Below are 14,365 nucleotides of genomic sequence, written 5' to 3' on the forward strand. Positions count from 1 at the left end.
TCGCTGAATTGGAATTATCAAACCATCAGGCGGATCGGGTAAAAATAGTTTTTTACACCGATCCGCTCTGTTGCTGGAGCTGGGCGCTTCAACCCCACTGGCAACGCTTTATTGAAGAATTTAAAGACCAGATCACCTATTCCTATTGCCTCAGCGGAATGATCCCGGACTGGACTAAATACAGTGATCCGTTCAACGCCGTGAGCAGGCCTGCGCAAATGGGCCCAATTTGGATGGAAGCGCAGCATCGGACAGGCGCTAAAATAAATGATATGATATGGAGCCAGGAAGAACCCCCATCCTCCTCCTATCCTGCCTGCATCGCTATTAAAACAGCGTGTCTGCAAAGTTTTGAAGCATCGGAACGCTATATGCAGGCGGTATGGAAAGCAGTCATGGTGGACGCATTGAATATTTCAAAAAAAGATGTGTTGCTTGAAGTGGCCCGTGGCACCAGCCTGCTTCATCCTGGAATTTTAGATTATGACCGGTTCGTTGGTGATTATGATGCCTCTCAGAGCCGCGAAGCATTTCGTAGCGATCTGCGGCAGGTTGCTTATAACCGCATTGGCCGGTTTCCTACCTTAACCTTTACCAAATCAGGGAAAGGCTTGATTATGACCGGCTTCCGGCCCTACGAAGCGCTGGTGGATGCATTCAACCAGTTGAAGCAGGTTTCCAAAGGCCAATCCGTTTATCATTGATTAAAGAGAATTTACTACCCATTTGCCAATTGAAAGTCAACTCGTTTCAGCATTCAAAAACATCACCCAATGGACTTTATAGAAGGGCTCGGCCTGGTTGCCGGGATATGCACATCCTCAGCGGTAGTACCCCAGCTGGTGACCACGATCAAAAAGAAAAAGGCCAGTGAGGTTTCCACGGTTATGTTTGTCGTATTGCTTACTGGAAATGCGCTGTGGGTTTATTATGGCATTGACAAAAAGGACGTCCCGATTATAGCGACGAACATTTTTACGATCTGCCTGAATGTGGCCATGCTTTTTTTAAAGTATAAATATAGAGACAACAATTGAACCGGATAATTCCCCGCAAGTGTCCGTCACCCACGCCGCTCTCGCAAGCACCATTGGAAAAAACGACCATGTTGCTCGCCAAAGTTGCAGAGCATTTCAAAAGCGGAAAGCAGGATGAGATTGCGAAGGAATTTTCTACGGTAATCGTGGGTATGTTGGCAATATTCATGGCAAGCCGGTTTGTAGCTTGAAATCCAACTTTTTATCTAAAATCGCCACTCGATTTCACATCCTCCGCGTTCTTGCCATAGGTTTTAGAGTAGGCCTGGCTTAGAACCGCATCTGCATGATCTATAATTACCAGTTGACTGTCTTCTAACGATCTGAGCCTGCGAGGATCGACAACAAAGATGATTTTCTTGCCAAAAGGTTCGCAGTCAGACGTATAAGAACGGCGATCCTGATATTTATTTATATCCGTAGGAAGGTGTCCGTATTCGGAATTAAACGCCTCGATGAAACGGGTCAATGAATAAAACATGCACTGCCACCATTTTAGGTCTTCTTCACGGCTACCCATACCTGGTATCTGGGTACCTACATATATGTGCTTGGGAATGTGGACCCGATAGTTGTACAACTGACCGGTCTCGAGATGCAACATTTTAAATCTGCCGGAGAAGCCGTCAGGCATTCCATCCAGAACAACTTTGGTAGAGAAAACAAGATTTTTCATTGAATTGTGATGGGTACAAAATGAATATTATGATTTAACAGTAACACTTACTTAAAATTTGCTAACATAATGTTTTCCCTGGATCCTAAATGTTCAAACCGTGTTTCCGATGTGCTCCATAAGTTGGGCCAGGTCAACTGGCTTAAGTAAATGGTAGTCAAATCCTGCCTCGGCACTACTGCGAAAATCCTCTGGTCGGTCGTTGCCCGTCAATGCGATTATCTTCATCCCATGTCCCCAGGGCTGCTGACGGATCAATCTACATATTTGGTAACCATCGAGCCAGGGCATTTCGATGTCCAGTATCGCAATATCAGGTAGAAACCCTTCTCCCGCCGCAACTGCTTCCCGGCTGTCGTATCGTGCTTGGGTCTCGTACCCTTTCAACCTAAGCATCATAGAGATGGTGTCGGCAGCATCCCGGTTGTCGTCAATTACGAGAATTTTCAAGCGCCTGGTTTCTTTGGGTAATGTGGTTTGAGTTGCCATGAATTATAAATATTGTTTCTAGAGGTCGGGCTGTTTTTCTAAATACCGTGCCAGCGGATGAATCAGAGCTGTGAGCCAAACTGCACTGCCAAAGTATTTTATACAGGTTCTCAGCTTTTTCCCTTGTTATCCCAGTGATCTTTCAAAATTTTACCATCCTTGTCGCGGATCAGAACACGGCCGAACCGTTCACCTTTAATCTGGCCGTCCTCTCGCCGGGTACCTATAAACAATAATACCGGATTACCTTCTTCATCGGTTTTAAAGCTGATGTCGTAACGCTCAAATTTCTGATGTACCATCTGCTCCGGCCCGTATTTTTTTGTGAGCTTTTTAAGTAGCTTCTCTCCAATTTTCATAAGATTTCTATTTCGGAAAGTCCATTTAGTGACGCTTGTGCATTGCCGAATCTGGCTTGCTTGAAATTACCAATTGCCGTACTTGTCCTTTTTCCCAGGCATTGGCATCCGGGTCGGGGTTTGGCATAACAATATCTTGTCGGTTCACTTTTTTCTTCTCTGTGGAAATGCCAAACCTTTTGTCCCGGTCTGTCAACAACCTTTGATGCAGCTGCCCTTGTTTTGTGAATCCCATCATGATCATCGGCGCGCCGACGGGTAATGTCCTTTCCTGGTCCGTATGCCACGTATGAATCGTTTTTCCATAAGTTGATATCAGCTTTTCCATCAGTTCATGTTCAGCCAATTCAGGAATGCCCGGCGCAATGAGTGAGCCGGAACTTACTTCGAATCCGTGACTGTGCCAAAGCCGCTTTTCTTCCGTAGTCAGCGTTTCGAACACTCGCGCCGTAACAATATATTCTATCCCCATGATCTTTGCGTCTTTGCCGTTTCCGTCAAAAATGATGGCTTGGTAGATGTCCTCATTAAGCTGGCTCACATAATGATGTGCTTCCATTTGGGCCTTCATGTTCCCATTGTAAAAATGAAAACCGTCCAGGTAGGTGCTAAACTGCTTCAGCGGCGCTTCTGATTGCATGACATTAGCACCGGCAGTCAGTATTTTGTCTTTCGCAGTTTTTTCCTCTCCGGGCGCTTCCACGTTGGACGAGGTATTGCGTCCGCCACAGGCGAAGACATTGAGCATTAGTATCAGTGAATAAAGTGCGTTGCCCTTGTTCATGCAGCGGAATGATTGGTACAAAAAATGTAATCTGCTTAGTTGCCTGTGCCTTTTGACGCTGCCGGGAACAGCCCCTTAGCCATTTCCAAATGGTGCTTCAAAGCGGGGATTTTGGCGTCCGCCCACTTTTTAAAGTCCGGATCCTTGCCTTTATTTGACTCAGTCTGAAAAAGCCCGATCGTTTCTTCGTGAGAGGCAATCATCATGTTCATATACAGCATATCAAACTTCTCACCGGTCTGGGCAGACAGGCTATCGTACATCTGCTGTTTGGCCGTGGTCAGCTTGCCAGGAATGGCTATCTGTTTTTTGCTTGCTAATGCTTTAAGCTCATCGTTTACCTTGGTATGGTCCTTAATCATCATTTCCCCAAATTCTTTGCATTTGGCCATGGAAGCATTTTTCGTCGCCAGCTCTCCCAGCTTTACTTCCAGCATTCCACCGTCAGCAGCAGCAAGCACAAATGCCTTATCGGGAGAATCCTTTTCAAAACGGTCGGAGAAAGCCACGATGGCGGCCGAAAACATAAAAACGAATAGTAATAACCGCAGTTTCATAAATACAAAGGTTTAAGTTGAAAATCGGCTATGTTTAATAAAAACTATGCCAACGGCGAATTGCTCATGCGTGACATCTGGCACGTGTTTTCACAAGACAAGTATGACCTGCTCATGGACGTTTCCTACCCTAACCCTCACCAGATCCGGCAAAGTATTGATCAAAACCGGCCATTGTTCAAGACAAATAATAATCGACGTTTGTAAGAGTAATTCTTCCTGCAAAATCGCAGGAACGATATTTATGTATATCGCGCATCATTAATAAAAATGGCCATCATGGAAACGAAAAATCAAAACGATCCTACTCCTGTAAAGGATGAAGCGGTCAAGAAGGCGCTCGCATCTGGCAGAAATGCCAACGACAATTTTCAGCAAAATACCGAAGACGATTATGGTATTGACCAATCTGCGCCAGATGCAGACCAGCAGCTGGAAGAAAGGGAGGCTTCATACTATCGCATGATATCTTGCGGTCCGCGACCATTTTCAATTCTTGAGGTGTAGCGTAATAAAAGCAAGACCAGCCACTTGCTGGATCACCAGTAATAAGTAAAGCCTTATACTGCTGCCAATCATAGTAAACGTTGATGTTATGTTGGCTAAAAGAAAAATGTCAGTTACTGAATTATCAGAGCGGATAGGAATAACTATGGCAAATATTTCTATACTAAAAAATGGAAAAGGAAAAGCCATCAGATTTTCGACACTTGAATCACTATGTAAAGAACTTGATTGTCAACCAGGTGATATTCTAGAATATCAGCATTAATTTACTGTAATCCTTATGACTTGCTAAAATATTGTTGCTTGATAAGGATTCGATTACATTCCAAAGCCAAGACTAAATTCGAAAATTAGGTTTTCACCTAATTATATAAATTGCCCCGAAATAGTGCTTATTTACGTGTCTCAACCTTGCACCAAGATTTGGGAAAGAACAAAGCCAACATCTTGCACTTGACCAATAAAAGTTTACGGAAAGTTGAGTTTGTCCGGAAAAAAGTCTCCGGAAAAGTTTCCTAGCGCGACCGTAACATTGACCTGATCCTTGGCGAGCTCACAAACGGGAATGTGATTGTATTGCCTTGCGTACAACTAGCTCCGCCGAGACAGCTTCCAAAAAAAACTATTGCAACTTTCATTGCAAGTAAAGCAAAAAGCACCTAGCAAATTAATGCTAAGTGCTTTCGGAGCGGCGGACCGCATTTTCAAGAGCCCCCAGTCGGGATCGAACCAACGACCTACTGATTACAAGTCAGCGAAAAGTGGTAAATGGCGGTAAATGCCTATAAGTTAAAGTGCCCATACGAGCTAATTTCAATGTTTTTTATTTTTTAGTTTACTACTGTTTACCTATATTTATTGAAAATGTTTGCAAATTGTTTGCAAATTTTTGACGGTAAAATCTTGCAGTATGGTAGCATCAGCCCCGAAATTGGCACTCATCCTGGATAAAAGGTTTGCAAAAAAAGAAGGATTGTATCCGGTAAAACTTCGAATTACGTACCGCCGTGAATCCAAGTACTACCCGACAGGTCAGGATATGACTGAGGAAGATTTTGTAAGACAGCGTGATTGTGAGCTTCTGCGGGCGAAAAAATACATTGGGACAAAGGAGTACGCGCAGCTTTTAGCAGTAAGTAAGGATCTGAATAAGCACGTCAATGACGCCAATCAAATCATCGCCCAGATGAAGGTTTTTAGCTTCGATCTTTTTGAGGACCGGGCGGCTCACCGGCCTTCTACTGATTCGGACGATGTATTCGAAGCGATCGAAGAAAAGATCGCTTCATTGAAATCCGAAGACAGAATAGGAACGGCGATCACCTACGAAAATGCCCTCACTAGTTTTAAGAAGTTTCACGCAAAAAAGAAGCTTTCTTTGGGAAGCATCAATGTCCGTTTTCTGCGGGCCTACGAGAAGTGGATGGTTGACAATGGGGCCACGTTGACTACGGTGGGATTTTATTTGCGGAACCTACGTGCTGTGGTCAATATTATGATCGATAGCGACAAACAAAAAATGGAGGAGTATCCATTTGGCCCTCGCCGGTATGTAATCCCCACGAAGAAGAATTCTAAACGCGCTTTGTCTAATGAAGATCTGCGTAAAATCATCAACTATCGACCTGACCAGTTCGAACAACGGTACCTGGCATATTGGCTCTTCATGTACATGGGGAACGGAATGAACCCAACCGATATGGCACGGCTTAAATATGCCAATCTTAAGTCTGACCGTGTCGTTTTTGTACGTGAAAAAACAAAAAGGACCAACCGGGAGAGTACGCTGATAGAAGTGCACTTGTTGCCTAGAATGAAACAGATTATCGAGGAATGGGGCAATGAACCTATTGATGAAAATTATATTTTCCCCGTGCTGGACGAAAGTATGGATTCATTAAAAGTGAAAAGGGCGGTGCAACAGCTCGTTAAGCAAATCAACAAATACATGCGGCGCATCGGTGAGAAGCTTAAAATTGAAAAAGAGATAACGACCTACGTGGCGCGTCACAGCTTTGTAACTAAACTGATCTCTGAAGGTGGTACACTCATCCTGGTCGCCAGTGGCGGCAAAAATCCAGACGCGTTTTCCCGTGCAACCTGATCGACCGTCGTCCTGTAATCTGCTGGATACGGGTTTTGCAATTCCAGTGCAACCAGCCCGCCGCCCACCGTCTGGTGGATCATTTCAGCAACTGCCTTTGTGTTTTTTGTACGGGAAAGGTATACGATCAGGATCTTACCAGCAGATAAAGCGATTGTCGGCTCTTTGATGACTTCCGGCTGTCCACTACTCGAACATGAAAGCACCGCTAACAGCACTATGATCGACATTAAAAAACAACTTTTCATATCATTTCGGTGTCACATTCTATTTTTAGTTTAGCACCCTGTACTCATTTGGCGTGCAGCCCACACGTTGCTTGAAAAGCCGTGTAAAATGCTGCGGATACTTGAAGCCAAGGTCATAAGCCACCTGTGCCACGGATTTTTCCAAATCAAAGATCCGTTCTTTGGCAATATCAATTACTTTGGCTTGAATGTATTCCTGGGCCGTCTTGCCGGTTTCTTTTTTGATGACATCACCAAAATAATTAGCCGAAAGGTTCAGCTCGGCCGCACACCAAGCTACCGACGGCAGACCGTTTTCGTAAGGTTTTTCTGAGGAATAATAGCCATTCAAAACGCTTTCGAAGCGCTCGATAATGCTGTTGTTTGAATGATCGCGGGTAATAAACTGACGGTCATAAAAGCGTGTGCAGTAATCCAGGAGCAGCTCGATATTAGCAGAAATCAGCTTGCGGCTGTGTTTGTCGATTGACTGATCGAGCTCATGCTGGATTTTGCTGAAAAGATCGAGGATGATCTGTCTCTCTTTGTCAGAAACGTGTAAGGCTTCATTGACATCGTAGGAAAAAAACGAGTAATCTTGAATGTGCCTTCCCAGAGATGTTCCCTTAATGAGATCAGGGTGGAAAAGCAGTGCCCAGCCTTTTGGCTCAAAGGTTTTTACGCCAGGCTGCACACCCATCACCTGGCCTGGCGCAATAAAGACCAGCGTTCCTTCCTGATAATCGTAGTGACTGCGGCCATATTTCAATTCTCCGCAATCCAGCTCTTTCAAATACACTGCATAAAGACCAAAATTAAAGGTCTTTGCCGGCATGGGTTCTGCCTTGGACAAGTCCAAAAGGGTGACCAGCGGATGCTGTGTTTTTACACTACGCAGATTATTATATGCGGCAACGGTGTCAAGCTTAACAATATCTTCCATAATCTTTTATTGTTTACTGACATAAAGTTAAGCAGTCCATCTACTATCAAAAAGCACAGGTCTTCAAATCGGTAATAATGGTAATTCAAACCGTAATATGTATCCTATTGGATTCGCCCGGGACGATGAAATTTGCATCATCAATTCATCGAAAGCAGCAAATGGAAAACAGGAGAAATTTTATCAAAGCAACCACGGCGCTGAGTGCTGGACTTTTTGTGCCGTCGGTTCAGTCAAATGCACAACCGGTCAATGATGCCACCAAACTTAAAGTGCGGACACTAGGTACGGGTACGAATAAGTTAGAGGTATCGTCAATTGGCTTGGGGTGTATGGGGATGAGCTATCACCGGAGCTTTATTCCGGACAAAAAATATATGGTGTCGCTGATTCAAAAAGCATTGGATATGGGCGTGACTTTCTTTGATACAGCGGAAGCATATGGCCCTTACCGAAATGAGGAATTGGTGGGTGAGGCGCTGGGTGGCAGACGCAAGGACATTGTGCTCTGCACTAAATTCGGCTTCAACATTCAGGATGGAAAGCTGGCCGGGACCAATAGCGATCCAAAACACGTCCGGCAGGTGGTCGAGCAATCGCTGAAAAGACTGAAAACGGATTATATAGACCTGCTTTACCAGCACCGCGTTGACCCGAAAGTGCCTATTGAAGATGTGGCTGGAACGGTGAAAGATTTGATCAAGGAAGGGAAAGTTAAGCATTTTGGGATGAGCGAGGCTAATGCAGAAACCATCCGTAAAGCCCACGCCGTGCAGCCACTGACCGCCCTGCAAAGCGAGTATTCTCTGATGACGCGCCAGCCGGAACAAGATGTGATCAAGACTTGCCAGGAGCTTGGGATTGGTTTTGTTCCTTATAGCCCATTGAGCCGCGGTTTTCTTTCCGGATACGTTACAGAGCATACCAAATACAACCCGGCCAATGACAACCGTCCAACGCTTCCACGGTATCAGGCCGATGCGATAAAAGCAAACTGGGTGATGATCGATACGCTTAAAACCTTCGGCGACCAGCGGGGACTTTCTGCTGCGCAAGTTGCATTGGCGTGGCTGCTGGCACAAAAGCCCTGGATTGTGCCCATTCCTGGAACGACCAAGCTTGCTCATTTGCAGGAGAACCTTTGGGCAATGGATTATCAATTTACGCCAGACGAGCTCAGTCAATTAACTGCGGATCTCAATAAGATTACGATCGTAGGCGACCGTTACAGCGGTCAGTCGGCGCAGCAGGTGAACAAATAGGAATATACATCGTCAATACAAGGCAGTAGCAACTTTTAACAAACAAAAATGAAAAAAGTAATCATAATCGGGGCAAGCGGAAGCTTGGCCCGGTTTGTAATCAACGCGATTAAAGCGCTTGATGATACCCGACTGACATTATTTGTTAGAAACCGGCGCAGATTGCACAAAGGTGCAGAAGTAGGGACGGCCGTTATTGAAGGCGATGCTATGGATTTCCACAGCGTACGCCAGGCAATCAGCGGACAAGACATTGTCTACGTAAACCTGGCAGGTGAGCTGGAAACGATGGGGGGCAATATTGTTAAAGCAATGCAGGAAACGGGGGTACAGCGCATTATCGCCATCAGCTCTATTGGCATTTACCAAAACCCTTTACGTCCGGTTCTGGCGCCGTATAGAAAATTAGCAGACTTAGTTGAAAACTCGGGACTTATCTACACTATCCTGAGACCAGATTGGTTTACCACTGGTGATGAGATCGACTATGCACTAACCCAAAAAGGCGAACCTGAATCAGGCAGCGCTATTTCACGAAAAAGTATTGCTTCATTTGTGGCAGAGATCGTGGCGAATCCTGCTTTGCATCAAAACGAAAACCTGGGAATCAGCAAGCCGGATTAACATTTCCAGCTTGCTGATTTAAAAAAAGGTCATTAAATTAATTTTACGCCTTTAAAAGGTGGATGCAACGGATTTCAAGATGATCCATTTTCCATTGCGCTTTTCCAGTTGGACTTTTTGCTGCAAACGCCATGTATTGCGGCTGCCCCAAATGCGGGCATCAACCCTGTTTTGTACCGTTACTTCGGCTTGGTTTCCGGTAACTTTTACACTATGACTGACTTCCTGAGCAGAATAATACTTCATGGTTTCTTTCTGCACTTCACCGAACCATTCTGATTTGGACTGCACATATCCTGTCATGTGGGTCAGTGTATAATGCTCGTCCAGAATATTGTTCATTGCTGCCGTATCTCGGGCAATCATAAGCTGAGCTAATTTCCTAACTGTATCAAGCACCGCGGCTTGGTCATTGGTTGTGTTTTGCTGCATTATCTTTTTTTCAGTAAGCGTTGAACCGTCCATGCTACCCAGCAAGAGCACGATCCAAAAAATATTGTTCATAGTACAAAAGTCAGCACTATACATCTCTAAAAGATTATATCAATTACTGCCAGCCCTACCAATTTTACCGTATCAGGATATTAAAGGTGTTAAACTTAGTGCTGGCTAATTATTGACTTAAAGGCTGCTTATCCTGCCAGTTGAAGTTTGCTTTCCTTTTAGCGATCAACCATTTATCGTTATCATGCACAAATTCGTCCTGATAGATTACGCCAATCGTCGTTTTCATTTTTCTGCCATTTTCAGTGCCGATCAATGTCACCATGCAGTAAGAAGTGCCTAATGCTTTATCACCATTCAGGGTGAATATTTGCTGGCCATTGAAATGGTAAACGGTTTCAAATTTTGCTAGAAAAGCGCCAAATGCTTTTTCAAGTTCTTCGCGGCCGGTTAGTTTGGAAACCGAGCTGCCGTTGACAAAAGTCTCTGATGTTGCATTAGGCGTGAAAAGCTGCACCTGAGCATGAACTTCCTTTGTGTCTGCCAGATTAGAGAATGTATCGACGAGTTCTTTTAGCAAGGCCCGCTCTTTTAATTCGTTTGTATAGTCCATGGTTTGTGCGTTGGAAGAAAATTGAAAAATTGATAAGAGAGTAATTAGCAGGATGATCTGTTTCATGGTGCGGTTTTATATAAAGTAGATAGTGTCAATCCTAAGTCAGGGTTGACAGTGCAAAATTAGCCACATATGAAAATGAGGCGGTTACCTGGATTACTGATAATACTACCCATTTTCCAGTTTCATTTAGAATGGCTGGAAATTAGTATTTGAAGATGATAGCTTTGAGTAGGAATATAGACGACACCTGACATGAAAACAGTTAAGTTTCTTGATACCGTCAGCGAATACAATGTGATTGCTGACCAGCCTACACTTCATCCGCTGGTAAGTGTAATTGACTTTTCAAACAGCACTCCAAAACAAAAGGACACGCAGGTGTCATCTTTACAGTTCGGGTTTTACCTTGTTTTCTTTAAAAATGATCAGAGTTGCAGGATCCGTTACGGAAGACGTCAGTATGATTACCAGGAGGGGACATTGATATTTATTGCGCCCGGCCAAGTCGTAAGTATTGAAGAAGACCCCGAATATTATCAACCCTCAGGCCATGCCTTGTTATTTCATCCGGACCTGATTCGCGGCACTGCTATTGGCCAACATATCAAGGATTACACGTTTTTCTCCTATGATGTCAACGAGGCTTTACATGTTTCGGAAGTTGAGCGGCAAGTTGTTCTGGATTGCTTTTCAAAGATCAACATAGAACTTCACAGACCCATTGATAGGTACAGCAAAAAGCTGATAGCAAGCACAATTGAGCTGCTATTGGATTATTGTATGCGGTTTTATGATCGTCAGTTCATCACAAGGCAGCACGTCAACACAGGAATCATCGCAAAATTTGAAAATGTACTGGATGCATATTTTCAATCCGAACAGTTAACGGCCTCAGGTCTGCCGACAGTCAGCTATTGCGCTCAACGACTGAATGTTTCGACGAAGTACTTTGGAGATCTAATAAAAAAAGAGACTGGCAAAACTGCCATAGAGTTTATCCAGTTGCGGTTAATCGATGAAGCCAAAGAAAAGATGTTTGACCCCGATAAGTCAGTTAATGAAGTCGCTTACGAGCTTGGATTCAAATATCCGCAACATTTTACCCGCTTCTTTAAACAAAAAGTGGGTATTACTCCGAGTGAGTTTAGAATGATGAACTGATTTAGAGACTTACACATTCTCCCATACCTTAGCTGCAAGATCAGTGGGTTGTCCGAAATACTACATGATAGCCTTTTGACAGTGAAAGCAGAATTCAGCTAGGTCGGTTTATTCCCAAGATATTCTACTTATAGCAATTAGGTAACAGGCCCGTAGGATATTGCATTTTCTTCCCATTTTTTTTCTGGGTGTATGTGAAAACGGTTGTAACTCAAAACTCTGGGCTCCTCCGATTACTCTTCCCTTTAATGCTTTAACTGGCAGGTTAAACTGCACTAGTTGAATGGTGATGGATTATATATGGGTTTCAGGCAGATCCTTACATCTATGAAAATGTTTGCAAATTGTTTGCAAATAAAAAAGCACTTACAAGTTTTACCTTATAAGTGCTTGATTTTCAAGAGCCCCCAGTCGGGATCGAACCAACGACCTACTGATTACAAGTCAGTTGCTCTACCAGCTGAGCTATGGAGGCCTCTTTTTTACTTTCTGATAGCGTTTGTTATTCCGTTATCATGGTGCAAAAGTAGTAGGAAAGGCTATACAGCGCAAGTTTTGACGCTAATATTTTTGAACTTTTTTTCAAAAATTATATAGCTTCCTGAATGATAGATAGTTGGTGTTTCAAGTCATTCAGCTGGCTCAACGCACTATTTATCTTCCTTTCAAATTCTGCTTTCAAACGATCCGAAGTTTTTGATTTGGCAAAAAACTCAATATTGTTCTGCCAAAGCGCAATGTCGTTTTCCAGTTGCGTGATCTTCCGGCGGATATCGCTTTCTTTTCTATACAAATTACGACTGCTCTCCCCGTCCCGCACCAATTCCACCTCGCTTTCCAAAACCGCCTGCTCTTTCTCCTTGCTTGAAAGCTGCCCAATCGCGCTCACATACGTGTTGATTGCGGCAATGTAGCGTTTCTGAATCGCCTGCATGTCCTTTTTAGGAACAAATCCGACAGACGTCCATTCACTCTTGAATGCGCTTAGCAGGTTCAATGTCGACTCGTCTTTATTGTTCGCAGCGGCTTCGATCCTCTCGATCAGATCCGTTTTCTTTTTCAGGTTGTTTTCAAATTCTTCTTCAACCTCTTTGTTTTTGGCGCGTTTTTGGTCAAAATATGCGTCACAGGCCTTTTTGAAACGGTCGTAAATGGTGTCTTTAAATTTCTCAGGAACCTGACCAATGCCTTTCCACCTTTTTTGCAGCTCAATGATCTTTTGTGTGGTCGAAGGATTGTCTTCGCCTGTTTCCAAAATAGCCTCGGCTTCCAGACAAAGCTGGTTTTTCATTTCCAGGTTCTGTTCGCGTTTCGATTCAAGCTGACGGAAAAACTCGCCTTTATTATTAAAGAAAGTTTTCAGCGCTGCCCAGAATTTCTTGCTGAGGTCCTTGCCTTCCTCACGCGGCATGATGCCTTTCAATGCAACCCACTGGTCCTGAAAAGCCATTATTTCCTTTGTCTTGGCATTCCATTCCTTAATGCTGCCGGAATTGTAGGTAGTGAAAGGCGTTATTGCTTCGTAGATTTTAAGCTTCTGCTCGTAATTTTCCTGCATCGACTTTTTCTGCTCGGCGAATTGACCGCGTTGTGCGTCATAAAGCACATCCAACGCCTCTTTAAACCGCTGCCACAACTTTTCCTGGTCTTCTTTCGGAGCAGGGCCAAGATGTTTGTATTCTTCAAAAATATGGTTGGCCTCATTCAGGATCTCACGCGTCATCGGGCGCGTTTCCAGTGATTTGCCTAATTCCTCCACTTTTTCACACAGTTCCGCTTTAAGCTCCGAGTTCCGGCGTCTGTCCAGCTCCTTTAACTCAAAATAAATGTTGCGGTTGCTGAAATAGCGGTCGATCAACGCATTATACGTTGCCCAGAGCGTGCCGTTGTGCGGTGAAGCAATGTTGCCGGCTTGTTTCCACTCGTCCTGGATCTTCTTGAACTCTTCCCAGCTCGATTTCAGCCCGGAAGCATCGGTTTCCCGGTTGCCTTCGTCTTCCAGTAATGTACGCAGACGCTGCAGAAGGGTCGTTTTAACATTGAAATTCTTTTCCTTCTCTTTTTCCTGACCCTGGTAATAGCTGTTTTTCAAACCACGGATCTCGCGGCTTAACGAGTCTATTTTCTGGGTTTCTGCATCATATTTATATTCAAACCCCTCTTCACCGCCGTTTTCAGCGACAAATGCTGCCAGGGCAGTTTCTTTTTCCTTTTGTTTGATCGAATCAAGGACCGGACGGATTTCTCTCGCAACAGATTCCGCTTTTTTCAGTGCAGCGGGTTTAGAACCTTCCGCAGTGATAGACGCCAACTCATTTTCCAAAATATTGACAAGCTGTTCCTTAGACAGTTGGCTATAATCCACGTCTGGCACTTCCTCCTCATGTTCTTCCGTCAACTCATTGTTAAGATCAATCTCAAGGGTGTCAATAGTCTTTTGTGTCAGGTCTTCCCGCTCCTCGCTTTTGACCCCTTCTTGTTGTTCTTGTGCCATCGTGATTCTGGTTTCGTACGTACGTCTCTTATGGATTACAAATCTAATAATCTTTCCTCTGAAATGGCTACTTTTGGT

Annotated in this window: 19 protein-coding genes and 1 tRNA gene; 10 read left to right on the forward strand and 10 right to left on the reverse strand. The window is 44.2% G+C overall.

The genetic code is table 11. The features are described 5' to 3' along the window. Positions 1–8: 8 nt before the first annotated feature. The 3 genes from B5X68_RS13250 (at position 9) to B5X68_RS13260 (ending at position 1,228) form a co-directional block, all read left to right on the forward strand. A complete protein-coding gene (locus B5X68_RS13250; protein WP_170916638.1) occupies positions 9–704 on the forward strand; it encodes a DsbA family oxidoreductase in 696 nt (231 codons plus the stop codon). Positions 705–773: 69 nt separating this feature from the next. Next, entirely contained in the window at positions 774–1,037 is a 264-nt protein-coding gene (locus tag B5X68_RS13255; protein WP_082215134.1) for an SWEET family sugar transporter, read from the forward strand. Next, positions 1,034–1,228, forward strand: a complete 195-nt coding sequence (locus B5X68_RS13260; RefSeq protein WP_082215136.1) for a hypothetical protein — start codon at positions 1,034–1,036, stop codon at positions 1,226–1,228. Before B5X68_RS13255 ends, B5X68_RS13260 begins: the two co-directional genes overlap by 4 nt. Positions 1,229–1,239: 11 nt before the next feature. On the opposite strand, the gene B5X68_RS13265 is transcribed toward B5X68_RS13260, so the two are convergent. The 5 genes from B5X68_RS13265 to B5X68_RS13285 form a co-directional block, all read right to left on the reverse strand. After that, a complete protein-coding gene (locus tag B5X68_RS13265) occupies positions 1,240–1,713 on the reverse strand; it encodes a hypothetical protein (RefSeq protein WP_082215137.1) in 474 nt (157 codons plus the stop codon). Between the two features lie 93 nt (positions 1,714–1,806). Beyond that, the gene (locus B5X68_RS13270) at positions 1,807–2,202 is read right to left on the reverse strand and encodes a response regulator (RefSeq protein WP_082215138.1); all 396 of its coding nucleotides are present in this window, start codon (positions 2,200–2,202) and stop codon (positions 1,807–1,809) included. A gap of 110 nt (positions 2,203–2,312) precedes the next feature. Then, positions 2,313–2,561 (reverse strand): hypothetical protein, encoded by a 249-nt coding sequence (locus B5X68_RS13275; RefSeq protein WP_082215140.1) that lies wholly within the window; start codon positions 2,559–2,561, stop codon positions 2,313–2,315. Between the two features lie 25 nt (positions 2,562–2,586). Then, a complete protein-coding gene (locus B5X68_RS13280; protein ID WP_082215142.1) occupies positions 2,587–3,345 on the reverse strand; it encodes an OBAP family protein in 759 nt (252 codons plus the stop codon). Positions 3,346–3,380: 35 nt separating this feature from the next. Then, positions 3,381–3,902, reverse strand: a complete 522-nt coding sequence (locus tag B5X68_RS13285) for a DUF4142 domain-containing protein (protein ID WP_082215143.1) — start codon at positions 3,900–3,902, stop codon at positions 3,381–3,383. A gap of 30 nt (positions 3,903–3,932) precedes the next feature. Here B5X68_RS13285 and B5X68_RS28920 point away from each other — a divergent pair, with 30 nt between their 5' ends. The 4 genes from B5X68_RS28920 to B5X68_RS13300 all read left to right on the forward strand — a co-directional run bounded on the left by B5X68_RS28920 (position 3,933) and on the right by B5X68_RS13300 (position 6,513). Then, complete coding sequence (locus B5X68_RS28920; protein WP_170916639.1) at positions 3,933–4,109, forward strand: hypothetical protein; 177 nt, start codon at positions 3,933–3,935, stop codon at positions 4,107–4,109. Between the two features lie 72 nt (positions 4,110–4,181). Then, entirely contained in the window at positions 4,182–4,409 is a 228-nt protein-coding gene (locus B5X68_RS13290) for a hypothetical protein (protein ID WP_141110278.1), read from the forward strand. Between the two features lie 61 nt (positions 4,410–4,470). Further along, a complete protein-coding gene (locus tag B5X68_RS13295) occupies positions 4,471–4,674 on the forward strand; it encodes a helix-turn-helix domain-containing protein (RefSeq protein WP_082215148.1) in 204 nt (67 codons plus the stop codon). 645 nt (positions 4,675–5,319) lie between these two features. Further along, positions 5,320–6,513 (forward strand): tyrosine-type recombinase/integrase, encoded by a 1,194-nt coding sequence (locus B5X68_RS13300; protein WP_082215149.1) that lies wholly within the window; start codon positions 5,320–5,322, stop codon positions 6,511–6,513. 273 nt (positions 6,514–6,786) lie between these two features. On the opposite strand, the gene B5X68_RS13310 is transcribed toward B5X68_RS13300, so the two are convergent. Beyond that, on the reverse strand, positions 6,787–7,683 hold the full coding sequence (locus B5X68_RS13310) for a helix-turn-helix domain-containing protein (protein WP_082215150.1): 897 nt from the start codon (positions 7,681–7,683) through the stop codon (positions 6,787–6,789). A gap of 161 nt (positions 7,684–7,844) precedes the next feature. Here B5X68_RS13310 and B5X68_RS13315 point away from each other — a divergent pair, with 161 nt between their 5' ends. Beyond that, a complete protein-coding gene (locus B5X68_RS13315) occupies positions 7,845–8,945 on the forward strand; it encodes an aldo/keto reductase (RefSeq protein WP_082215358.1) in 1,101 nt (366 codons plus the stop codon). A 48-nt stretch (positions 8,946–8,993) separates the two neighbouring features. Next, positions 8,994–9,569, forward strand: coding sequence for an NAD(P)H-binding protein (locus tag B5X68_RS13320; RefSeq protein WP_082215151.1), 576 nt, complete (start codon positions 8,994–8,996; stop codon positions 9,567–9,569). Positions 9,570–9,620: 51 nt separating this feature from the next. Here the strand turns inward: B5X68_RS13320 and B5X68_RS13325 are convergent, their stop codons facing one another. Beyond that, positions 9,621–10,073: a nuclear transport factor 2 family protein gene (locus B5X68_RS13325; protein ID WP_212567999.1), complete on the reverse strand. Its 453-nt coding sequence runs from the start codon at positions 10,071–10,073 to the stop codon at positions 9,621–9,623. A gap of 109 nt (positions 10,074–10,182) precedes the next feature. Next, positions 10,183–10,626, reverse strand: a complete 444-nt coding sequence (locus tag B5X68_RS13330; protein ID WP_229208394.1) for a nuclear transport factor 2 family protein — start codon at positions 10,624–10,626, stop codon at positions 10,183–10,185. A gap of 258 nt (positions 10,627–10,884) precedes the next feature. Here B5X68_RS13330 and B5X68_RS13335 point away from each other — a divergent pair, with 258 nt between their 5' ends. Next, on the forward strand, positions 10,885–11,793 hold the full coding sequence (locus B5X68_RS13335) for a helix-turn-helix domain-containing protein (RefSeq protein WP_082215153.1): 909 nt from the start codon (positions 10,885–10,887) through the stop codon (positions 11,791–11,793). A 402-nt stretch (positions 11,794–12,195) separates the two neighbouring features. On the opposite strand, the gene B5X68_RS13340 is transcribed toward B5X68_RS13335, so the two are convergent. Together B5X68_RS13340 and B5X68_RS13345 are read right to left on the reverse strand one after the other, a co-directional pair. Then, a tRNA-Thr gene (locus B5X68_RS13340) sits at positions 12,196–12,268 on the reverse strand. Positions 12,269–12,382: 114 nt separating this feature from the next. After that, positions 12,383–14,287 (reverse strand): DUF349 domain-containing protein, encoded by a 1,905-nt coding sequence (locus B5X68_RS13345; RefSeq protein ID WP_082215154.1) that lies wholly within the window; start codon positions 14,285–14,287, stop codon positions 12,383–12,385. Positions 14,288–14,365 lie beyond the last annotated feature (78 nt).

The organism is Dyadobacter psychrophilus (assembly GCF_900167945.1).
GTDB classification, from domain to species: Bacteria; Bacteroidota; Bacteroidia; order Cytophagales; family Spirosomataceae; genus Dyadobacter; species Dyadobacter psychrophilus.